The 19,842-nt window shown below is 69.3% G+C and carries 23 protein-coding genes; 13 read left to right on the top strand and 10 right to left on the bottom strand.

Going from position 1 to position 19,842, the window contains the following annotated elements:
• Nucleotides 1–29 precede the first annotated feature (29 nt).
• Nucleotides 30–1,547, top strand: a complete 1,518-nt coding sequence (locus ACZ4TR_RS32720) for a DUF2235 domain-containing protein (RefSeq protein WP_465291447.1) — start codon at nt 30–32, stop codon at nt 1,545–1,547.
• Between the two features lie 57 nt (nt 1,548–1,604).
• Here the strand turns inward: ACZ4TR_RS32720 and ACZ4TR_RS32715 are convergent, their stop codons facing one another.
• Nucleotides 1,605–3,617: a phosphocholine-specific phospholipase C gene (locus ACZ4TR_RS32715; protein ID WP_465291445.1), complete on the bottom strand. Its 2,013-nt coding sequence runs from the start codon at nt 3,615–3,617 to the stop codon at nt 1,605–1,607.
• 165 nt (nt 3,618–3,782) lie between these two features.
• On the opposite strand from ACZ4TR_RS32715, the gene ACZ4TR_RS32710 reads away from it, so the two are divergent.
• The gene (locus ACZ4TR_RS32710) at nt 3,783–4,310 is read left to right on the top strand and encodes a MarR family winged helix-turn-helix transcriptional regulator (RefSeq protein ID WP_465291443.1); all 528 of its coding nucleotides are present in this window, start codon (nt 3,783–3,785) and stop codon (nt 4,308–4,310) included.
• Nucleotides 4,307–4,669: a nuclear transport factor 2-like protein gene (locus ACZ4TR_RS32705; protein ID WP_465291441.1), complete on the top strand. Its 363-nt coding sequence runs from the start codon at nt 4,307–4,309 to the stop codon at nt 4,667–4,669. The genes ACZ4TR_RS32710 and ACZ4TR_RS32705 overlap by 4 nt, the downstream gene beginning before the upstream one ends.
• 306 nt (nt 4,670–4,975) lie before the next feature.
• Here ACZ4TR_RS32705 and ACZ4TR_RS32700 read toward each other — a convergent pair whose 3' ends face one another.
• On the bottom strand, nt 4,976–5,263 hold the full coding sequence (locus tag ACZ4TR_RS32700) for a hypothetical protein (RefSeq protein WP_465291439.1): 288 nt from the start codon (nt 5,261–5,263) through the stop codon (nt 4,976–4,978).
• Nucleotides 5,264–5,512: 249 nt separating this feature from the next.
• Here ACZ4TR_RS32700 and ACZ4TR_RS32695 point away from each other — a divergent pair, with 249 nt between their 5' ends.
• Both ACZ4TR_RS32695 and ACZ4TR_RS32690 read left to right on the top strand, forming a co-directional pair.
• Complete coding sequence (locus ACZ4TR_RS32695) at nt 5,513–6,169, top strand: hypothetical protein (protein ID WP_465291438.1); 657 nt, start codon at nt 5,513–5,515, stop codon at nt 6,167–6,169.
• 30 nt (nt 6,170–6,199) lie between these two features.
• Complete coding sequence (locus ACZ4TR_RS32690) at nt 6,200–6,526, top strand: 8-oxoguanine DNA glycosylase OGG fold protein (protein WP_465291437.1); 327 nt, start codon at nt 6,200–6,202, stop codon at nt 6,524–6,526.
• A gap of 204 nt (nt 6,527–6,730) precedes the next feature.
• Here the strand turns inward: ACZ4TR_RS32690 and ACZ4TR_RS32685 are convergent, their stop codons facing one another.
• Both ACZ4TR_RS32685 and ACZ4TR_RS32680 read right to left on the bottom strand, forming a co-directional pair.
• A complete protein-coding gene (locus ACZ4TR_RS32685) occupies nt 6,731–7,714 on the bottom strand; it encodes an amidohydrolase family protein (protein ID WP_465291436.1) in 984 nt (327 codons plus the stop codon).
• On the bottom strand, nt 7,711–8,262 hold the full coding sequence (locus ACZ4TR_RS32680) for an NADPH-dependent FMN reductase (RefSeq protein ID WP_465291434.1): 552 nt from the start codon (nt 8,260–8,262) through the stop codon (nt 7,711–7,713). Before ACZ4TR_RS32680 ends, ACZ4TR_RS32685 begins: the two co-directional genes overlap by 4 nt.
• Nucleotides 8,263–8,340: 78 nt before the next feature.
• Between ACZ4TR_RS32680 and ACZ4TR_RS32675 the strand changes: the two genes are divergently transcribed.
• The gene (locus ACZ4TR_RS32675; protein ID WP_465291432.1) at nt 8,341–8,811 is read left to right on the top strand and encodes a MarR family winged helix-turn-helix transcriptional regulator; all 471 of its coding nucleotides are present in this window, start codon (nt 8,341–8,343) and stop codon (nt 8,809–8,811) included.
• Nucleotides 8,812–8,865: 54 nt separating this feature from the next.
• Here the strand turns inward: ACZ4TR_RS32675 and ACZ4TR_RS32670 are convergent, their stop codons facing one another.
• The gene (locus ACZ4TR_RS32670; protein ID WP_465291431.1) at nt 8,866–9,093 is read right to left on the bottom strand and encodes a hypothetical protein; all 228 of its coding nucleotides are present in this window, start codon (nt 9,091–9,093) and stop codon (nt 8,866–8,868) included.
• Between the two features lie 498 nt (nt 9,094–9,591).
• Between ACZ4TR_RS32670 and ACZ4TR_RS32665 the strand changes: the two genes are divergently transcribed.
• Entirely contained in the window at nt 9,592–10,077 is a 486-nt protein-coding gene (locus ACZ4TR_RS32665; protein WP_465291429.1) for a hypothetical protein, read from the top strand.
• A gap of 227 nt (nt 10,078–10,304) precedes the next feature.
• On the opposite strand, the gene ACZ4TR_RS32660 is transcribed toward ACZ4TR_RS32665, so the two are convergent.
• A complete protein-coding gene (locus ACZ4TR_RS32660; protein WP_465291427.1) occupies nt 10,305–12,491 on the bottom strand; it encodes an ATP-binding protein in 2,187 nt (728 codons plus the stop codon).
• A gap of 546 nt (nt 12,492–13,037) precedes the next feature.
• Nucleotides 13,038–13,172, bottom strand: a complete 135-nt coding sequence (locus ACZ4TR_RS32655; protein WP_465291425.1) for a hypothetical protein — start codon at nt 13,170–13,172, stop codon at nt 13,038–13,040.
• A gap of 184 nt (nt 13,173–13,356) precedes the next feature.
• Between ACZ4TR_RS32655 and ACZ4TR_RS32650 the strand changes: the two genes are divergently transcribed.
• The 3 genes from ACZ4TR_RS32650 to ACZ4TR_RS32640 all read left to right on the top strand — a co-directional run bounded on the left by ACZ4TR_RS32650 (nt 13,357) and on the right by ACZ4TR_RS32640 (nt 14,739).
• A complete protein-coding gene (locus ACZ4TR_RS32650) occupies nt 13,357–13,779 on the top strand; it encodes a zinc-binding dehydrogenase (RefSeq protein ID WP_465291423.1) in 423 nt (140 codons plus the stop codon).
• A gap of 113 nt (nt 13,780–13,892) precedes the next feature.
• Nucleotides 13,893–14,423, top strand: a complete 531-nt coding sequence (locus ACZ4TR_RS32645; RefSeq protein WP_465291422.1) for a hypothetical protein — start codon at nt 13,893–13,895, stop codon at nt 14,421–14,423.
• A gap of 172 nt (nt 14,424–14,595) precedes the next feature.
• Nucleotides 14,596–14,739: a hypothetical protein gene (locus tag ACZ4TR_RS32640; RefSeq protein ID WP_465291420.1), complete on the top strand. Its 144-nt coding sequence runs from the start codon at nt 14,596–14,598 to the stop codon at nt 14,737–14,739.
• 18 nt (nt 14,740–14,757) lie between these two features.
• Here ACZ4TR_RS32640 and ACZ4TR_RS32635 read toward each other — a convergent pair whose 3' ends face one another.
• Nucleotides 14,758–15,723, bottom strand: a complete 966-nt coding sequence (locus tag ACZ4TR_RS32635; protein WP_465291418.1) for an Lrp/AsnC family transcriptional regulator — start codon at nt 15,721–15,723, stop codon at nt 14,758–14,760.
• Nucleotides 15,724–15,840: 117 nt separating this feature from the next.
• Here ACZ4TR_RS32635 and ACZ4TR_RS32630 point away from each other — a divergent pair, with 117 nt between their 5' ends.
• Both ACZ4TR_RS32630 and ACZ4TR_RS32625 read left to right on the top strand, forming a co-directional pair.
• Nucleotides 15,841–17,280 carry an FAD-dependent monooxygenase gene (locus tag ACZ4TR_RS32630; RefSeq protein WP_465291417.1) on the top strand — a complete coding sequence of 480 codons (1,440 nt, stop codon included), beginning with the start codon at nt 15,841–15,843 and terminating at the stop codon, nt 17,278–17,280.
• A 64-nt stretch (nt 17,281–17,344) separates the two neighbouring features.
• A complete protein-coding gene (locus ACZ4TR_RS32625; protein ID WP_465291416.1) occupies nt 17,345–17,815 on the top strand; it encodes a YdeI/OmpD-associated family protein in 471 nt (156 codons plus the stop codon).
• Nucleotides 17,816–17,973: 158 nt separating this feature from the next.
• Here ACZ4TR_RS32625 and ACZ4TR_RS32620 read toward each other — a convergent pair whose 3' ends face one another.
• Complete coding sequence (locus tag ACZ4TR_RS32620) at nt 17,974–18,426, bottom strand: hypothetical protein (protein ID WP_465291415.1); 453 nt, start codon at nt 18,424–18,426, stop codon at nt 17,974–17,976.
• A 79-nt stretch (nt 18,427–18,505) separates the two neighbouring features.
• Nucleotides 18,506–19,309 (bottom strand): MerR family transcriptional regulator, encoded by an 804-nt coding sequence (locus ACZ4TR_RS32615; RefSeq protein WP_465291413.1) that lies wholly within the window; start codon nt 19,307–19,309, stop codon nt 18,506–18,508.
• A gap of 70 nt (nt 19,310–19,379) precedes the next feature.
• Between ACZ4TR_RS32615 and ACZ4TR_RS32610 the strand changes: the two genes are divergently transcribed.
• A complete protein-coding gene (locus ACZ4TR_RS32610) occupies nt 19,380–19,727 on the top strand; it encodes a nuclear transport factor 2 family protein (protein ID WP_465291411.1) in 348 nt (115 codons plus the stop codon).
• The last annotated feature ends 115 nt before the right edge of the window (nt 19,728–19,842 follow it).

Here is a 19,842-nt window from a genome sequence, read left to right as displayed (position 1 = left end):
TAGCATTCCGAGGGGAGCGAGGGGGACGGATGAACGAGCCGGAAGGCACCCGGCGGCACCTGGTCGTCTGCTGCGACGGGACGTGGAACACGCCCGACCAGGAGCAGCAGGGCCGGCCGTCGCCGACGAACGTCGCGCGGATCCACCACGCCGTGGCGAACCTCGACAGCCAGCCGCGGTACTACCACCCCGGGGTCGGCACCGGGCCCGGCCTCGTCGACCACCTGCAAGGCGGGCTCGTCGGCAAGGGACTCTCGGAGAACATCAAGAGCGCCTACGGCTGGCTCGCGCGCACCTACTCCCCCGGCGACGCGATCCACCTCTTCGGCTTCAGCCGCGGGGCGTTCACCGTGCGCAGCCTCGGCGGCATGATCAGCCGGTGCGGCCTGCCCGCGGAACTCAAGACCGCCGGGTCCACCGAGTTCTGGGCCGAGGTCGACCGGCTCTTCACCACGGTCTACCGGGAAGGCGCCGGCGAGGCGGCCGACCCGGTCCCGATCGAGTTCCTCGGCGTCTGGGACACCGTCGGCTCGCTCGGCATCCCGGACTGGCTCGGCCCGCTCAAGCTCGTCGAAGACCACGTCGGGCACCTCCCCCGCTTCCACGACACGAAGCTGGGTGACCACGTCAAGCACGCCCGCCAGGCCCTGGCCATCGACGAGATGCGCGGCCCGTTCATGCCGACCCTGTGGTCGAACCTGGACGAAGTGGACGGCGGGCGCACGGCGAAGCAGGTCTGGTTCCCCGGCGACCACTGCGACGTCGGCGGCGGGCACGACAGCAGCGGCCTGTCCGACGCCGCCCTGCAGTGGATGATCGACGAGTGCCGCGCGGCCGTGCCGGACCTCGTGTTCGACGACGCGATGTACAAGCAGATCGCCCCGGACGCCCAGAGCGTGCTGCACAACTCGCTCCACGGCGTGTACACGGTCTTGTGCCCGGCGCCGCGCGCTTTCCCGTTCATCGCCGCCGGTTCCGCCGGCGTCGCCCCGTCCGCGGTGGACCGGCAGGCGGCGCCGCCGATCACCACGGGCCCTTATCGCGAAGGGCGCCGCCTCGAACCCGGCGAATCGGCGACGGTCGACGTCTACGCCGGGAAGCCGTGGAACTGGACGGGGGTCTACCTCGAGCCCGGCGAGTACGAGTTCGGCGCCGAGGGCACCTGGCTGGACGGGAAGATCGCGCACCACCCCGACGGCACCGAGGCCGACGCCCGCCTGGACGTCCAGGACCTGCTGCACGCACTGGCCACGACGTCGGCGTGGCTCCAGACCCAGCTCGCCCGGCTCAACGACGCCCAGGCCCGTTCGTTCGGCGGCCGCCGCTGCGAAGACGCGAAGTGGCTGACGCTGATCGGCGCGGTGGCCGCCCCGAGCCTCGACGAGCACGACGTGCAGCAGCCGTACGAGGCGTTCCCGATCGGCCGCCGGCTGGAGAGGTGGGTCGCCCGGAAGGCGGGGTACTTCTACGCGTTCGCCAACGACAGCTGGCTCGGCTATCCCGGCAACCGCGGCTCGGTGCGGCTGACGATCAAGCGGCTCACCTGACCGCCGGCTCCGGCGGGGCACCCTCCCGGCCGGGAGGGTGCCCCTCGTGACGCGAGCTCAGCTCGTGAGCGTCGCCGGGTCGCTCGTGCTCGGGCGGCCGGTTTCCGCGTGCCCCGCCAGGCGGCGCAGGAACTTCGGATCGCCGTCCGAGGACACCGACACGTCGTACCAGTCGTTGCTGCGCCGGGTGTCCACGTGCTCGACGACCCGTGCGCCCGGGCGCAGCCGGTGCGTCGCCGAGCGGCGGCCGTACGCGTCCGACACCGTCAGCCGCACCGTCGTGGGGCCGCTGTTCGTCAGCACCAGCGCGAGCAAGCCGCCGTCCCGGCGGAGACTCACCTCGGGTCCCGCGGCGCCGCCGCGGAACTGCCGCACGAACCCGTTGGGCCCGTAGGCGGTGTAGTCGTAGGTCCCGGAGGCGGGCAACGCGGCCGCCAGCGACTTGCCCGCGCCGGCCGTGTACGTGCGCGGCTCACCCCCCGGCGTCACGACGTAGAACGCCGCCCCCGCACGGCCGTGGCTGGCGAACGTCACCGTCAGCTTGCCGTCCGCCAGCCGGGCGTCGGCCGACAGGTCGTACGGCAGCGCCCGCGCCGGCCGCAGCCCACGTTCCTGCTTCGGGAGCACGGTGTGCGCCGGGACCGCGGGGACGTAGTCCGGGTGCCGCACGCGGTCCGGCGGCTCGTACCCCGCCGTGTCCGGCAGCGCGGGCACGCGAACGTCGGTCCGCTCGAAGTCGAACGCCGACGTCAGGTCGCCGCACACCGAGCGCCGCCAAGCCGAGATGTTCGGTTCCCGCACGCCGAAACGCCGTTCGATGAACCGGATGATCGACGTGTGGTCGAACGTCTCCGAGCACACGTAGCCGCCCTTGCTCCACGGCGACACCACGATCATCGGGACGCGCTGGCCGAGCCCGTACGGACCGGCCGGGTTCGCCGCCGACCCCGCGAAGACCTCACCCGTGGTATCCACAGTGGACTGTCCGGCCGAGGCGTACGGCGGGACGACGTGGTCGAAGAAGCCGTCGTTCTCGTCGTAGGTGATGAGCAGCGCGGTCTTGCTCCACACGTCCGGGTTCGACGTCAGCGCGTCGAGCACCTGCGCGATGTACCAGGCGCCGTAGTTCACCGGCCAGTTCGGGTGCTCGCAGAAGGCTTCCGGCGCGGTGATCCACGAAACCTGCGACAGGGTCCCGGCCTTGACGTCCGCGCGCAACCGGTCGAAGTAGCCGTCACCGGCCTTCGCGTTCGTGCCGGTGCGGGCCTTGTCGTACAGTGGGTCACCGGGCTTCGCGTTGCGGTAGGAATTGAAGTACAGCAACGAGTTGTCGCCGTAGTTGCCGCGGTAGGCGTCGTCGATCCAGCCCCAGCCGCCGGCGGCGTCGAGGCCGTCGCCGACGTCCTGGTAGATCTTCCACGACACGCCGGCCTTCTCCAGCCGCTCCGGGTAGGTCGTCCAGGAGTAGCCCTTCTCGTCGTTGCCGAGGACCGGCCCGCCGCCGGTGCCGTCGTTGCCCGTGTACCCGGTCCACATGTAGTAGCGGTTCGGGTCGGTCGAGCCCATGAACGAGCAGTGGTAGGCGTCGCAGATCGTGAACGCGTCCGCCAGCGCGTAGTGGAACGGGATGTCCTCGCGCGTCAGGTACGCCATCGTGGTCGAGCCTTTCGCGGGCACCCACTTGTCGTACTTGCCGCCGTTCCACGCCGCGTGCGTGTCGTTCCAGCCGTGCGGCAGGTCCTGGATGAACTGCAGGCCCAGGTTGTCCGCTTCGGGGCGGAAGGGCAGGATGTCGCGCTTGCCGTCGGACTGCGCCCAGACGGACTTGCCGGAGGCCAGCGTCGCCGGCCTCGGGTCGCCGAAGCCGCGGACGCCGCGCAGCGTGCCGAAGTAGTGGTCGAACGACCGGTTCTCCTGCATGAGGACCACGATGTGCTCGATGTCCTTCAAGGACCCGGTGCGCCGGTGAGCGGGGATTTCGGCGGCGCGGGCGATGCTGGTGGAGAGCGCGGAAAGGGCGGCGGTGCCGCCGGCCAGCTGCAGGAAACGCCGTCGGTTGACGTCCGTCATGAGGACTCCGGGGGTGTCGTGGTGGAGAGCCGGGTCAGTATGTGCGGGACTTCGAGAACCTGTGCCGGGCCCGAGGCTAACGCCGGGCGAAACCCTGGTAAACGACTGCGGACGGACATGATCTTGACAGAGTTACAGAAGTACGTACTAATGTAGTACTTCACTATGAACGACTTCGCCAAGGATCCCGACGACCACCTCTACTCCCCTGACGTCCGCGCCGCGCTGGCCGAGTTCACGCGCGGCGAGGACACCGGCATCCTCGAAGCCGCGGCGGCGGTGCGCGTGGCCGCCCGCAGCCTGGAGCAGCTGCGGTCCCACGGCACCGGCGGCCGCGGTCTCGGCCCGGGCGCCCTCGACATCCTCATCCGGCTGAGCACGGCCGAAGCGAACATCAAGGACCTCGCCGCGTCCGCCGGCGTCACCTCGCGCAACGTCACCGGCCTGGTCGACACGCTCGAGCGCGCCGGGCACGCGGTGCGGGTCTCCGACCCGCGCGACCGGCGGTCGGTGCTGGTCCGGATCACCGAGGACGGCCGGCGGTGGCTCGAGGAGTTCCGTCGTCCGTCCCAGCTGGCCATGGCGGCGCTCTTCCGCGGTTTCACCGACGCCGAAACGACCCAGCTGCGTCACCTTTGCCTGCGCCTGGCCGAAAACCAGCAGCGCCTGGCCCGTCACCTGGAGGACCGATGACCACCCGTGAGACCGTCCTGGCCTATTCCCGGGCCCGCTTCGCCGGCGACGTGCCGGCCGCGGCCGCCCGGCTCGCCGGCACGTTCACGTTCCGCAGCCCGCTGATGAGCTCCGACGACGCCCGCGGCCACCTCGCCGGGCTCCCCGCGTTCGTCAGCGTGGTGACCGGCCTCGACATGGTGAGCGAGCTGTACGGCGAATCGGAGGCAACGCTCGTGTACGACGTGCACACGGCGACCCCGGTGGGCACTCAGCGCACGGCCGAGCATTTCCGGTTGCGGGACGGGAAGATCACGGCCATCACGCTGATCTTCGACGCCACGCCGTGGCACCCGATCATGGCGGCGGCCGCCCGGTGACAGCGGCGCCCGCCCGCTGCCCGGATCATGGAGGTCACGGGCTGAGCTCGAACACGGGCGGGGCACCACCGCGACCGGAATACCCGCGGCTGCGGGCCACAAACGTCGGCTTGGCAGCTTCCGCCGGCGTATGGACCGGCTTCGCTCGGTGGTGCGTACCGGGCACCCGCAGGCCGGCGAAAGCACGCGGGCGGCGACCTCGCCGGCCGGACGGCGAAGCGCAGTCATTCGCGCAGGACCGCCCGCAACGCTCGCTCATACCGATGAGCGGATGACCCGGTCGGCGTCGGCGGATGTACGCATGCACTACCGGCTCTTCGCACGCTCGCGGTCCGCAGCCATTCGGATGTCCCGGAAGTTCAGAACAGCCGATCGAGAGATCCGGATCAGTTTTGCGAGATCGCCCCCCGCCAGCAGCAGGACATCGTCGAGAACCTGTGCAGGCATCTCGAGTTCGCGGGGGCCGAAGCAGTCGTGCCACGCCATGTCCGCCAAGTGGAGCAGATCGAGCGCGGCCTCGACGTCCGCGGACGAGAACTGCCCCTCGATGCGGGGTTTGCGTTCCTGGCGGCGTTGCGCACTTCCGACAGTCATCGGATCCCTCCAGTCGATACGTCTCCAATGATCCCACCTGTGGCCTCTCATCGGCTGCAGTGGAGTGGAGCTGACCAACGAGCCGATGCCCGCTCATGCTCCGACGCCGGGATGGGTGACCAGCGCGTCCTCGACGCAGTCTCGGCGTCGCCCCTCAGCGTGAGCACCAACCGACGGTAGCCGTCAGCGCGGTGGATTCGAACTGGCTCGAATACCTTCCGTTGCAGGTTCTCGCAAGGTTGAGTGGTCATGTGGGCGCGGGCGCCGATGGGAACCCGCACAAACGTCCACGCCGAAATCTGCTTTCGGGCAACGGATGACACAGCGGGAGAGCAAGTTGGCGCGCACAAGACTTTCGTGCCGGCCGCAATGGTCTTTGCTTCTTTTGTTCCCAGCACGGCCGCACATACCACGGCCGGCCTGATCGCGGACCTGTCCCGTGAATCCCGAGCTCTACTACGGTACGAAGTACTTGAAATGGGAGGCGTCATGAAGGCTGGTAAAGGAAAGACCCTGGTCGCGGCGATGGTCGTACTCGCCGGCACGCTGTTCGCGGGCCAGGGCTCGGCCGGGGCCACGACAGCGTGGGCACCTGATCATTTCAAGGTCTGCTGGACCACCACTCCATGCGATGTGTACGCCGAAGGCGACATCACCTGGGGCAACCGCACGGCCGATGTTTCCGTTCGCGTCGTCGGCCCCGGCGGCTACGCCACCGCGCATTTCGACGCCTTCGCGGGCAGCACGAAAGTGGGCTCCCACACCTCCAACGAACCCGGTGAGCAATTCAACATCGGCAACCCGAACCTCCCGGGCGGCATCAACCGGATCAGGACCCAGGTGTGCTTCACGGCCATCGGAGGCGAGACCGGGTGTGGCGGCCAGTGGAACGACATCCGGGACTAGCCACAAAGCCGTTCAGTCAGGTGGTGTGGGGTGCTGTCAAGGGGCTGCTGGTGTTCTGCGTCTGAATTCCGCCATCCCATTGCAGGGATCCAGCCGTTGATCCTGGACCGGGTCGTGGCGGGCCGGCTGCCCGCATCGGCAGGGCCGGCCGGAAAGTACCGGACGACCTGGCGAGTCGACACCTGGCTGGCCTACCTGCACTGGGCGGCGGACCAGTCCACCCGTCCCGAGTTCGGCGACGAACCGGACAGCGTCGAGATGGCGGCTTCACCGGCTCCTGGGCACTCTGACTTCCCTCCCAGAGCTTCAAGGTCACGAAGACTGCCGCTACGCCCGCACATGCCGATGAGCGGTTGACCGGGTGGGCACCGGGCCGGAGTTTCCCAGCGGCCGGAGCCCCGGCACGCGAGCACGGATATGCGCGGCCGGGTCCGTCGCGGCCGTACCGGGGCGAACTCCGTCGGGCTCCGCACGGTTCGTGTCTTGCACCTGTGCCGGCCCCTCCGATGCTCCGGTGCCGGCGAGCAACGGGTTCGCTCGCAAGGGAAACCGGCCGTGGACTCACCGGCGCCGGATGCCCGCGATCAAGTTCTCCCAGTTTCCGTGGGCGATCCGCGCCCGGTCGGCGTCGCAGATCGGGGCGGTCGCCACGAACCGCCGGGCGGAACCGCCGTGCTCGCGGTTGAACGGGTGGTCCGAGGCGTACATGATCCGGTCCGCGCCCACGGTCTCCAGGCTCCACCGCAGGTACCGGTGGCTGGCAATGCCACCCGGGGTGACGAAGACGTTCGTGCGGAAGTACTCCGCGATCGAGCGCTCCAGCGTGGTCACCGCGTCCAGGGCCGCCACGCGGTCGAGGTAGAACAGCACGACCTCGCCCCAGTGCCCCAGGATCAGCTGCAACCCCGGGAACCGGTCGAAGACCCCGGCGACGATCAGCCGGAGCGCGGTCAGCCCGGCATCGTAGTGCCAGCCGAACGTCCCGGTCGCCAGCAGCTCGTCCACCGGGCCGCCGAAGCGCCGGTAGTAGGCCCCGGTAACCGCCGGCACCGGCACGCTCGGGTGCAGGTACACCGGGGCGCGCAGGTCCTCGGCCGCCTCGAAGATGTCCCAGAAGCGCGGCTCGTCGAGAGCCTGGCCGCGGGAGTTCGCGTTCACCAGCGCCCCATCGAACCCCAGGTCCGCGACGGCCCGCCGCAGCTCGTCGGCCGCCGCCGGGGGCGTGGACGTCGCGAGGGCCGCGAACCCCCGGAACCGCCCGGGATACCGGCCGACGGCGTCGGCGAGGACGTCGTTGGTGGGACGCTGCAGGGCGACGGCTTCGGCGGGGTCGAGGTCCTGCAAGCCGGGCGTCGTGAGCGACAGCACGGCGGTGTCGATCCCGGCGTCGTCCATCGCGGCGACGCGGTCTTCGCCGAGGTCGAGCAACGCGGCACTGGCGACCGCCCGGCTCATCATCGGCGCGGCGAGCGCGGGGTCGTGCCGCCGCCACGCCGCGACCACGTCGGCCGTGGCGAAGTGCTCCTCGAGCCCGTAGAGCCTCACCGGATGGTCTTGAGCGCGCCGGCCCAGGATTCGAGCTGGTCGAACAGCACCGACGCGGCGTCGGCGTGCATCGGGGACGGGGCGAACTCGGCGAAGTTCTCGAAGTCGGTGAAGAGCGAGAACGACAGCTGCTGGCGCACGTGGGCCAGCTGCAGCTCACTGCAGATCGCCCGCAGGTGCTCGATGGCGCGGGCGCCACCGAGCGCGCCATAGGAGACGAAGGCCGCGGCCTTGTTGTTCCACTCGGCGTAGAGGTAGTCGATGGCGTTCTTCAGGACGCCCGAGGTGGAGTGGTTGTACTCGGGGGTGACGAAGACGAACCCGTCGAACGCGGCGATCGTGGCGGACCAGGCCTTGGTGTGGTCGTTGGCGTAGACGCCCCGGCTGGCGGACACGGCCTCGTCCAGGTGCGGCAGCGGGTGGTCGAGCAGGTCGATGAGCTCGTAGTCGGCGTTCGGCCGTTCCTTGGCGTTGGCCAGCACCCACCTCGCCACGGCTTCACCCTTCCGGCCCGGACGGGTACTGCCGAGGATGATCGCGATCTTCACAGGAAGTCCTCTCACTTGAATATTCAAGTGAGACGCTAGCACGCTGACGTGAATTTTCAAGTCAGCTAGACTGCGATGATGGCGGAACCCGGGCAGCGCTGGCTCACGAGTGACGAGCTGTCGGCGTGGCGCGCTTTCATGCGGCTCGCCCAGCGGCTGCCGGCGTCCCTGGAAGCGCAGCTGCAGCGCGACGCGCGGCTGAGCTTCCTCGAGTACTACGTGCTCGCGCACCTGTCGGAGCAGCCCGATCGCCGAGCGCGGATGAGCGAGCTGGCGGCCTTGGCGAACACGGAGCTGTCGCGGCTGTCCCACCTGATCGGCCGCCTGGAGAAGCGCGGCTTCGCATACCGGGAACCGGACCCGGGCAACGGCCGGTACACGCAGGCGATCCTGACGGACGCGGGCTCCGCGCACCTGGAGTCGGTTGCGCCCGGGCACGTCGAGCGGGTGCGGGAGCTGTTCGCCGGCCCCCTGACCCCGGCGGAGCTGCGCACGCTGCGCCGGATCGCGGACAAGGTGCTGGCCCGCGTCGACGACCAAGCCGAATAGACGGGAAGCCCGCCGCCGCGCCGGCCCCTGAGCCCGAACAGCAGGAGCTGCTTCTCAGTGACCCGGTGGAGGCCCGTCCTTCACGACCACTTTCTCGGCGCCGCGCTTGGCGAACGCCGCCCACAGGCTGAAGCCCACGACACCCACCGCGACGGCCAGCCAGAGCCAGACGAACGGCTCGCTCAAGGGAAACCGCACCAGTACGAAAATGATCATCGCGACCCCGACGACCGCGCCGAACACAGCGGAAGGCTTGGACGGTTTGATCCGGTACACGAGCATCACTCCCCAGACGGCAATTTCGTGGCCCTCTATTACCCTTTGGACGATCTACCGAAACTTCACCGGCTTCCTCGGTGGGAGCCGGTCGCGGCACAAGGGGCCGGCCAGCCGAAGCGGTGATCAAGCCGGCCCCAACGCCTCGGTCGTTCTCCGGATGCGGCCTCCAACCCCGGCCGGAGCAACCTGCCCACGGCCACGTCGCCTACGGCGCTCAGCGCCGGAGCTAGTCGAAGCCCCAGAACGTCTGGTCCGTGGCGAAAACCGGGCGATGGCCGTCCTGTCCCGCCCGTCACCTGAACCAACAGCCCTTCGTCGTGCCGGCCCGGGCACTCGGCCCGCAGGCCAGGAGCCTCGGACCTCGGCGAACGCCCGCATGCCAACGTCCGCTCGTGCCGATGTGTGGACGCCGACACCGCCGCGGGACCGGTTCGGACGAGACGGGCCGAACGTTCCCGGCGCGCCAGGCAACCGCGGCGGGCTTCCTGGCGTGCTGGAGGCATGACGTCGTCGAGGTCCCGGCTGCCCGAGGCGGCCCTGCTGTGGCTCCCACTGGTGGTGCTGGTCGGCGGGCTCGCGGTGGTGTGGACCGGCGTCGCCATGGCCGCGGACGTGAACCGGTCGGCGGGGCTCTGCCCGGGGCGGGTCGTCTCGACCGACGTCCGGGAGCCCTCGACCGCGTACGTCCGCTACACCGAGCCCGACGGGGTGACCAGGACGGAGGCCTTCGAGCACCATCAGGGGCGCGAGATCAAGTCGGGGCGCCAGGTGCAGATCCGGGTGTGGCCGGGCGAGCGGCGCGCGGAACTGGATCCCGGTGACGAGCACACTCCGGTCATCGTGGTCGGCGGCCTGCTGACCCTGCTCGGCGCGGGCGCCACCGTCCTTCTGTTCATGTGGCATCACGGCGCGAGGCTGGATGTGATGGCGGAGAAGTGGCGGACGCGGTTCGACGTGTGCTTGTGGTGGCTGTCCCGCTGGCGGTGACCTCTCGCGAGCCCGGCGAAAGAAGAGCCTGGTCCGGTGTTCGTTCCAGCCGACCGGCCGATCAGCCGCTGGGACGCGCTCATGCCGATGAGCGAACGACTGCTGCATTGCCGACATAAATTGTTCCAGTGCGCGCAAGAAGTGATATCGCTTTGAAAGTTGATCTATGATTCGCCCTACTGGTGTCTGCTCACGAATTTGCAATCAGCCGCCCCTGTTGGCGTTTGTCAAGTTTGCCGAGTAGCGCCAAATGCAAATTCGAGTGAGCGTAGTCGGCCACGCAGGTACTCTCGCGACCCCTCTTCCGGACTGTAGGCGTCGTAGATGCGCAACGCTTCGCGCCAGCATTCAAGCGATCGAGCCATGTCGCCAGTTTCGCGCAGCACAAAACCAAGGGTGTCCAGAACATAGGCGACAGACGTAGGGAAGAATTGATGAGACACGACACCGAGGGCTTGCTCACACAAATCGATCGCCTTCTGAGAGTTCCCCAGACTGTGATGAATGACTGCAAGCGAGCGCAGACAGCCGGCTTCCCCTTCACGGTCACCGGCTTGCCTACTGAGAACGAGACCACGGCCTGCATGGCGGAGTGCCTCCCGGAGTTCGCCTAGCCGACGGCAAACCGCCGACAAGACCATCTCGACCTGAGCTTCGATGCGTCCATGCTGCGCGCCAGAGGCCAGTGGCAACGCCTCCAGCAAGTAGGTTCGAGCTTGGACGCACTGACCCTGCACGAGACAGCCATGACCAAGTTCCAGCAGCGCAGACGCTTCCCTCCCCGAATCCTTCAACTCACGTGCCATGCCCAAGGCAGTCTCAAGCACGCCGACAGCATCCGGCCATCGGTCGAGCAGCTTGAGGGTCTCGCCCAGATTGATCAGAACTTCGATCTCAGCGAGGCGATCACCGCTGCGGCGCGTGGCTCGCAGAGCTCGCGAGTACAGGTCGAACAGGTCCTCCCAACGTCCTCGTCGATGCAATATCATCGTGGTGGTCGTGACGAGGAGGAGTGTCAGTGACGTCTCGTCGTGCTGATCGGCATCTCGCGTAGCAGCAACGAGGTTGTCCACTTCGAGGTCAGTCCACGCCCACGTCTCTTCCCTTCCGACCAGCTGGATCTCAGGACGAGCACGAGTAGGCACACGCAGAGCGGGGTCCCAGTCGCGATGTGCTGGAAACAGCGTCTGAAGTGCCGTCTTGGCGTGGTGGGCATACCACATCAGCAGCACCCTCAGGGCGCGTTCCCGCTCGGCGGGAGTGTCGTTACGCTGGGAGCGATCGTCGGCGTAGGCACGCAGTAAGTCGTGGAATCGGTATCGGTACCGGCCGGCCGCTGGCTCGATTAAATGCGCTCGTGCCAAAGCCGCGAGAACCCGCTGTGCATCGGGTATGGCAAGATCGGCCACCGCAGCAGCCACTTCCACGCAGAATTCCCCGCCGGAATGCAGGCCAAGGCGGCGGAACACCCGAGCCTGTTCAGCAGTTAGTTGCTCGTAGGACCAATCGAAAACCGCCCGTACTGCCGCCCGTTCGTCCTCTCCTTGACTCAAGGCGTCTAGGCGATACCGCTCGTCGGCGAGCTCGGTGACCACGTCGCCTACGGTCGTATGTGGGACGGTCACGCGGCTGGCGGCAATCCGCAACGCCAAAGGCAACCGGGCGCAATACCGAACCAATTCGCGAACCGCGCTCGGCTCGGCGGCAGCACAGGCTGCGCCGAGGATCCTGTACATCAGCTCCATCGCCTCTGCCTCCGACAGCACGTCCAGTGCCATGCGGGTCGCGGCCTCGGTCACGACCAGCCCGGTCAAGGTTTGTCGACTGGTCACGACAACCGCACATCCCGGTGTTCCCGGCAGCAACGGACGGACCTGATCGGCGTTGTTAGCATTGTCCAACACGATCAACATCCGTCGCCCAGCCAGCAAAGACCGAAATAGCCCCGCCTGAACGTCAACGCCCACCGGGATCTGCCCGGCCGGCAGGCCTAGCGCCCGCAGGAATCCCTCCAACACCTCGCCGGGAGTGGCCGGATCTCCCGGCCCGTAGCCACGCAGGTTCGCATGCAAAGTTCCATCTGGAAACCGGCTCTGAACGCGATGCGCCCACCATATCGCCAGCGCAGTTTTCCCGATGCCTGCGGCGCCGTCGACTGCTGAAATCACCACCGCTCGCGCACCACTGCTATCATTGTTTGCAGACAGAATCGTGTCCAGGAGCGCGACTTGCTCGGTGCGGCCGGTGAAATCCTTGGTCGCTAGCGGCAATTGCCTTGGCACCGCTAGCTTCGTGTCCTGCGCCTGCATATCGGAGGCCCTGGCCGGTGACCCCTGTTGGACCGACCCGACCTGCGCCAGCGCGCCCGCTTCACAACTTCCAGCGTCACCTCGAACACCCGCGCCATCTGTCACAGAAGGCAGTGTGCCGCTACCTCGATGCGCCGGCGTGGCTGTGCTCGTAGGTCCACCCACACGGAGCACACGAAGACACTCCTCCGGTTGAGACATGGCGCGCAAGACAAACATGCCGAGTACTCGCCGTCGGAACAGCATGATCGGCGCCAGGTTGACTGGCCGCCATTTGGCTGGCCATGAATCGGATGACAATCTCGTACGCTCGAAGGCCAACCACTTTAACGATACGGCTACGAGAAATAGATCTCAAGTCGGCGACGCATCGCAAGGTGACCGGACATAGGCCAGGTGCGTGACCCCGCACCTGCGATGCACAGCGCCCTGGTGGTCATCAGCCTGGTAACTCGGCACGAGTCGATCGAGCGTACTCGCCTGAGGCAGCTGGCACCTCCTGTCATACCGCTGACCGGTTGTCCGCCGTGACGCACGCTCATGCCGATGAGCGGACGTCAGCCGTCGAGGGCGGTGCCCTGCCGGCTTCGGGTCGAGGTCGGCAACGCGCGTCGGAACCTGCTGTCGCGGAAATCTACGGCGTGCCGAGGGTTACGTGACGCTGAGCCAGCGGTGGAGTTCGTCGAGGAGGTTTTCCACCATCGGGCGCAGTTCGCGGGCGATCTCGGCCTGGCTGCGGCCTTCACTGGTGCGGCGGCCGGCGTCGCTGATGATGATCTGGAACACCGCGGCGAGCGCGATGCCTTGGAGTCCGGCGACTTCCGGCGTCTTCCGGCGTCACGGCGGTGGTGTCGCTGATGGCCGCGGCCAGGGCGGTGGCTTGGCGGTCGGTCAGCTCCAGCATCAGCCGGTGCACGGTCGGGGCGTCGGGTTCACCGCCGCTCAGCTCGCACTCCGTGCCGGAGCGACGGTGATCGGCCTGACCAGCGACGCGCATTTCGACCTGCTCCGCCACCACGGCATCCAGCCCGTCCGGTACGGCGACGGCGAACAGGAACGGATCCTCGCCACGACCGGCCGAGCCGATGCCTTCATCGACACCGTCGGTGGCGGCTACCTCGACCTCGTTATCGACCTCGGCGTTCCGAGAAACCGCATCAACACCGTCGTCGACTACCGCGGGGCGAAGGAGAAGGGCGTCAAATCCCTTGGGACGACCGATGCCGGCGGCCTCCCGGCACTGGCCGAACTGGCCGCCCTCGCCGCAACCGGCGACCTGCACATCCCCATCGCCGCAACGTACCCGCTCACCGCCGCGCGAGACGCCTATCAGGCCTTGGCCGACCGCAAGACCCACGGGCGCATCGTGCTGCACCCCCAAGACCTCGGCTGAACCACCTCGTCCCACCTCCGCTCATGATGTTCTGACCCGCCTGGCTCTGCTGTCGACCACCAGGAAGGACGGACCGCCTGAGCGCTTGGAGTCGGCGGGTGGACGATGTTTCGGTGCGAAGGGCCCTCTCGGTGGCCAGGGCGGCCGAACGCCACGGATGCCTCGAACCGGGCGACTGGCCGGACGTCGCGGTCGGCCTGCTGCTGGAAGGCAACGAAGATCCGGAGATCGCCGAACTGGCCGGCCTGAACCGCCGGGTGAACGGATGGGACACCGAACCGCTGGTGACCGCCGCGTACGAGCGGCATGCGGTCTCCGCTCCCGGCACGGACGAGTCCACGGATCTCCTGGCCCGGCTGATGGCGGACGACCTCCGTGCCCGGCCTGCCTCCGTCACCGCGCCGATGATCCGCCTGCTCGCCCGGCTCGCGCCCCCGGACTTCGAGTCGGAGCTGGCCAACCGATGCTTCGGTGTGGAGGAGTACTTGGACTGCGGGTGCGTCCAGATCGATCCGGGCTGGGAAGCGGAACTGCGACGGTTGCCGACGCTGCGGCTGCCGGCCCCCGTCGTCGAGGCCCTCGCGCGGCCGCTGCGCTCGACTCTCCCGACGACTCAACCCCCGCACGGGCATCACCAGCAGTAGCTGACGTGCCCGAGACGACATCGCCTGCACGCGCAACAATCTCGTTGTCGGACGGCGCGGTTCGACCGGGTCGTCAACTGGTCCACGGCGTTCGGGTACTTCGACGACACGACCAACCGCGCCTGTCCTGCAGGGCATCGCCGGCGCACTGCGACCGGGCGGCCGGCTGGCCATGGACTTGGACTACCTCACCGCGTACTCGCCCTCGCGCGTCGTGGCAGCGCGCGACGACGACGTGACCGGCTACGGCGAAGATGGCCGGCCGCTGACCGCGGACCACGAACGGATGGTCGTCGTCGCCGATCTGCCGTCCTGAACCGCAAAGGAACAGTCGCTACGTTCGGTTCGCGGCCCGCTTGACGGTCCTGATCACCGGTGCGGTTTCGATGTGGGTGATGGCGGGCAGCATCGCCACCCGGGTGGTCAAGTACCGGTACAGCGCCCGTTGGTCCGCGCACGCCACGCTCGCGTACAGGTTCGTCGGCCCGGTCGTGGCGGCGGCGAACGCGATCTCCGGATGCCCGGCCAGCGCCGCGCCCGTCTCTTCCAGGTGCACGGGGGCGACCGAGAGCCACAGCATGGTTCGGGGGCCGACACCGAACAGGCCGGGGTCGATGTCGATGTCCAGGTACAGCACCCCGCGTTCGCGCAGTTCGGTCATCCGGCGCCGGACCGTCGTCGGGGACCAGCCGGTCACCGTGGCCAGCCGCTCGAGCTCGGCCCGGCCGTCGGTGGCCAGCGCGGCGAGGAGCTTGCGGTCTCCGTCGTCGAGCCGCACCGGTCCCGGCCGGTGCGGCAGCGGGGCCGGGCGCAGCCGCTCCCGCTGCTCCTCGTCCAGCGACCCCAGTTTGGCGACCAGGCTGTCCGGGCCGCCGTAGAACGCGTGCAGCACCGAATGCGCGGTCACGCCCTCCACGCGGGGGGTGCGGGGAAGTTTGGCCAGCAGCAGCGCTTCGCTGTCGGCCTCGCTTTCGGTGCGGACCGTGCACGTGATCTCGGTGCCGCCGGAGGTGATGCTCACCCAGGACGTGTCGGGCCGCCGGGCCAGCGCATCGGCGACCGGGACCGACGCGGCGGGCGCGCAGCGGACCCGTAGGAACCACAGCACCGCGCCCAGCGCGGTCGGGTCGACGCCGCCGAGCACCCGCACCGCCCCCGCCGACCGCAGCCGCGCGTACCGGCGGGCGATGGTGCGATCCGACACGCCGAGGACCTCGGCGATCACGCTGAACGGCGCCCGGCCGTCGATCTGCAAGGCGTGCACGAGCCGGCGATCCAGCTCGTCGTAGTCGGATTCCACCCTTGTGAGCGTAATCGGTGTCGGATACCGACGCGGTAGCTCCGATTTCTGGCGCGCTTGCGTCGGCAGGGCGAGCGTTGCTTTCGTCTTGATCGACACACCACCGAGGGAGAACTCATGGACACCGATGTGCTCGTCGTCGGCGCGGGCCCGACCGGGATGACACTGGCCAACGAGCTGCGGCTGGCGGGGGTCTCGGTCGTCGTGGCCGACAACCTGGCGCAGCGCAGCACGCTGTCGAAGGCGGGCGGCGTGCAGTCGCGGACGCAGGAGGCGTTCGACCAGCGCGGCTTGCTGGAACCGTTGCTGGCCACCGGAAACCACCCGACCGGCACCGCCCACTTCGCCGGTGTCACGCTCCCGCTCACCCGGGACCGGCACCGCCACCCGTGGCGGTCCATCCCGCAGGTGGTGATCGAAGGATTTCTCGAGCAGCACCTTGCCGCCCAAGGCATCCCCGTGCGACGCAGCCACGAACTGACCGGCCTCGCCCAGGACGAGGACGGGGTCACTGCGGCCTTCGCGAACGGCGGAGCCGTCCGCTCCCGCTACCTGGTGGCGGCCGACGGCGGGCGCAGCACCGTGCGGTGCCTGCTGGGGGCTGAATTTCCCGGCCGGCCGGGCACGACGACCGTGGTCGCCGCCGACGTGCGGGTGAGCGGCGACGACCAGGCGGTGACGCACACCAGGAGCGAGGACGGGGCTTGGGCGCTGATGTTCCCGCTCGGCACCGATCCGCGGGGCAGGCCGCTGCGCCGGCTCTCGCTGGGCGGGCCCGGCCGGTCGAAGCCCCGGGAGGTCCCGGTCACCGAGGACGAGATCCGCGAGGGGCTGCGTGCCGTCTTCGGTTCGCGGGTGGAGCTGCTCGAACTGCGTTACGCGCGCCGCATCACCAACGCGGCCCGGCAGGCCGCGCGGTACCGGCACGGGCGGGTGTTCCTGGCCGGCGACGCCGCCCACGTCCACCTGCCGATCGGCGCGCAGGGCATGAACACCGGGATCCAGGACGCGCTCAACCTCGGGTGGAAACTCGGTGCCGCGGTGCACGGCTGGGCGCCGGAGCACCTGCTCGACACCTACCACAGCGAGCGCCATCCGGTCGCGGCCGCCGTGCTGCGCAACGTCCAGGCGCAGAGCCTGCTGATGGACCAGCAGGGCACCCGCGACCCGGACACGATGGCCGTCAAGGACCTGTTCACGGCGCTGGCGCAGCTGCGGGACGTGCAGTACCACCTCGACGACACGTTGTCCGGGATGGGCATTCGGTATCCCATGCCGGACGCTGAAGCCCACCCGCTCGTCGGCCTGCCCGCACCGGACCTGGATCTCGGCCCGGTCCGGTCGCACGAGCTACTGCGTTCCGGCCGCGGCTTGCTGATCGACCCGGCCGCCAGGTTCGCCGAGGTCGCCGCCGGCAGGTCGGATCGCATCGACCGCGCGGGCCAGGGCGCCGGCACGGAACCGATGCTCATCCGGCCGGACGGTTACGTGTGCTGGGCCGGCAACCCGGCCGGCCTCGAACCGGCGCTCGGGCATTGGTTCGGCGAGCCGCGGTGAGCAAGGCGCCGGAGTCGCGGGTGCGCCCTTCTACGACCACGGAAACCGTGCGACGATCGCGGACGTGAGCCCGCAGCAGTTCCGCGCCGTCATCGCCGCCGGTCCGCGCGACCGCGCGGTCATCGCGGTGCCGTTCGACCCGGACGAGAAGTGGGGCGCCAAGGCCGACCATCCCGTGGGCGGCACGATCGAGGGCAGGCGGGTCCGCGGGAGACTGTCGCGGGCCGGTAGCGAATGGCTGTTGACGGTCACGCCGATGTGGCTGCGCGACACGGGCGTGACGATCGGCGACGAGGTGACCGTCGAGCTGGCCCCGGAAGGCCCCCAACGCGAAGACCTCGCGGACGACATCGCCGCGGCACTGGCCGGCAACCCCGCCGCCGCGGCATTCTTCGACACGCTGGCGCAGTTCTACCGCAAGGCCTACCTCCGCTGGATCGAGGCAACGACCCGCCGCCCGGACCTCCGCGCGGCCCGGATCGCCGAAGTGGTCGACCTGCTTGCGGCCGGGGTCAAGCAGCGCCCACGGCCGTGACGGCAACTCCACGCCGAGACCGCAGCCGGAATGGCGGCCACCGCGCGCCCCCACCGGATCAACGCCGGTCCCCGTTGCCGATGAACAGATGAACAGGCTGCGCGCGGGTCACGTCATGGGGAGGCGGGTGTGCTGCGGCGGCGGATCGTGAAGCGGCGTCAGCCGGGCCAGATCTGGATGAGCCAGTGTTCGACACCGGCCTCGAAGCTGCCTTCGCCCAGCCCGGCGGAGTCACCCTGGTTACCGACGTGCACGCGTGCCTGATGGAAGCCGGGTTGCGGGATCCGGAGTGTGTGGTTACCCGGGGTGGCAGTGACGGACTGGAGCCGGGCTTCGGCCTTGAGGTCGCAGGTCAGGTTCACGACGTGGTCCCAGCGTTCGTGTTCGCCGTGACCAGCCGGGGTGGTATCCCAGACCTCGAGACGGATGGCGGGGTAATGGTCGGTGGCGCCGCTGTGAAGGAGGAGGCCGCCGTCGCCGCCGATGGCGATCCAGGGGCCGGCCGGGACCGGCAGCATCAGCGCGTTGCGGGTCATGGGGATCTCTTGAAGCACGAATTGGCCGTACTCCGCTTCGACGGTGTCGTCGACGGCGGCGATCAGACGCGGCATGTTTGCTCGTTCCTTCGCCTGGATCCCCGGCCGCGCATGAAGTGCCGCCGCACGGACGGCCTGCCGGAAAGCGGAGCGGTCACGACGAGGACGCGAGCCGGAACACGGGCCAGCCGATCTCGGTCCGCCAGGTCGCCGGATCCGGATCGTCGCGCGGGCCGACGAGATACGTCTCGTGGACAGGGCCGTCCACGACGAGGGCGTGGTCGACCACCCAGGCGCCGAGGCGGCCGTAGGTGACGTCGATGTCGTCATGGGGTCCGCGATGGACGACGACCGCGAGCTCCGCGGGAGGGAGGTGGACGGGCCGCACCCGGCCGCGGCACGGCGGGTCCGCGACGGGCCGGTAGGCCAGGACCGCTCCCCGGCCGCCGGTGAACACCTCGTTGGCGTAGCGGCCGCCCGGCGGCCCGAGCGGGGGCAGGCCGGCGACCGCGGCGTCGAGTTCGGCCATCGCCTCGCCGTACCAGGACAAGACCTCGTCGTGGTCGACGACGCCTTCGACCGCGGCGACCCGCCTCGCCGCCACCGAGCGCAGCTCTACGTCCAGCCCACCGTCGGCGGGACGCAGCAGCCGCCGCAGCGACACCACCGCGGCGCGGGTCCGGTCCAGCTTCTCCTCCAGCCGCCGCAGGTGCCCGCCGGCCAGGTCCGCGCGCTCCGCCGCGTCCTCGGTCGCGAGGATCTTGGCCACGTCGGCCAGCTCCCGCAGCCGGTGGATGACCTGCGCGGCGGGAATCCGGTCGGCGGTGTAGTACCGATAGCCGCTGGCGGGGTCGACCGAGGCCGGCTCCAGCAGCCCGGACTCGTGGTACCGGCGCAGGGTCCGCACGCTCAGATGCGTCAACTGCGCGAACTCGCCGATCGTCAGACCACGGAACATCCCCCCACTGTGCACCACCTCCCCCGGCGCGCTTGACCCTCTCCCCGCGGGAGACCCCACCGTGGTCGGCATGAGTGAAGCGATCGACACGCGCGAGCTGCCCGCGGTGATCACCGGCTACCTGACCGCCCACCAGGCCCGCGACCTGAACCCCGCGCTGGCCTGCTACACCGAGGACGCCGTCGTCACCGACGAGGGCCGGACCCACCGCGGCAAGCAGGAGATCCGCGACTGGCTCGGCCGCGCCGCGAGCCAGTACACCTACACCACGACGCTCGTCGCCGCCCACCGCGCCGACCACGAGCACTACGTGGCGGTGCACCACCTCGAAGGCGACTTCCCCGGCGGGGTCGCCGACTTGCGGTTCCGGTTCACCCTGGACGGTGACCGCATCGCCGAACTGGTGATCGAACCGTGAAGGACGGGAGCACGGTGCAGGGTAGCGAGTCGTCGCTCCACACGCCTTCAGCACCGGTGCATCCAGGCGCGACCAGGTCCGTGTCGATCCGCCAGTCGCAGCTCGAACCGCTGGG

The sequence above is a fragment of the Amycolatopsis sp. NPDC028719 genome (genome assembly GCF_055565395.1).
Note: the sequence above shows the minus strand (reverse complement) of the source record. Positions and strands in the feature narration are given on the sequence as shown.

Excerpts from the sequence above, each read along its gene's own strand:
- ACZ4TR_RS32720 (WP_465291447.1), top strand. The coding sequence starts at position 30 with ATGAACGAGCCGGAAGGCACCCGGCGGCACCTGGTCGTCTGCTGCGAC.
- ACZ4TR_RS32715 (WP_465291445.1), bottom strand. The coding sequence starts at position 3,617 with ATGACGGACGTCAACCGACGGCGTTTCCTGCAGCTGGCCGGCGGCACC.
- ACZ4TR_RS32710 (WP_465291443.1), top strand. The coding sequence starts at position 3,783 with ATGAACGACTTCGCCAAGGATCCCGACGACCACCTCTACTCCCCTGAC.
- ACZ4TR_RS32705 (WP_465291441.1), top strand. The coding sequence starts at position 4,307 with ATGACCACCCGTGAGACCGTCCTGGCCTATTCCCGGGCCCGCTTCGCC.
- ACZ4TR_RS32700 (WP_465291439.1), bottom strand. The coding sequence starts at position 5,263 with ATGACTGTCGGAAGTGCGCAACGCCGCCAGGAACGCAAACCCCGCATC.
- ACZ4TR_RS32695 (WP_465291438.1), top strand. The coding sequence starts at position 5,513 with ATGTGGGCGCGGGCGCCGATGGGAACCCGCACAAACGTCCACGCCGAA.
- ACZ4TR_RS32675 (WP_465291432.1), top strand. The coding sequence starts at position 8,341 with ATGGCGGAACCCGGGCAGCGCTGGCTCACGAGTGACGAGCTGTCGGCG.
- ACZ4TR_RS32670 (WP_465291431.1), bottom strand. The coding sequence starts at position 9,093 with ATGCTCGTGTACCGGATCAAACCGTCCAAGCCTTCCGCTGTGTTCGGC.
- ACZ4TR_RS32665 (WP_465291429.1), top strand. The coding sequence starts at position 9,592 with ATGACGTCGTCGAGGTCCCGGCTGCCCGAGGCGGCCCTGCTGTGGCTC.
- ACZ4TR_RS32640 (WP_465291420.1), top strand. The coding sequence starts at position 14,596 with ATGGACTTGGACTACCTCACCGCGTACTCGCCCTCGCGCGTCGTGGCA.
- ACZ4TR_RS32630 (WP_465291417.1), top strand. The coding sequence starts at position 15,841 with ATGGACACCGATGTGCTCGTCGTCGGCGCGGGCCCGACCGGGATGACA.
- ACZ4TR_RS32620 (WP_465291415.1), bottom strand. The coding sequence starts at position 18,426 with ATGCCGCGTCTGATCGCCGCCGTCGACGACACCGTCGAAGCGGAGTAC.
- ACZ4TR_RS32615 (WP_465291413.1), bottom strand. The coding sequence starts at position 19,309 with ATGTTCCGTGGTCTGACGATCGGCGAGTTCGCGCAGTTGACGCATCTG.
- ACZ4TR_RS32610 (WP_465291411.1), top strand. The coding sequence starts at position 19,380 with ATGAGTGAAGCGATCGACACGCGCGAGCTGCCCGCGGTGATCACCGGC.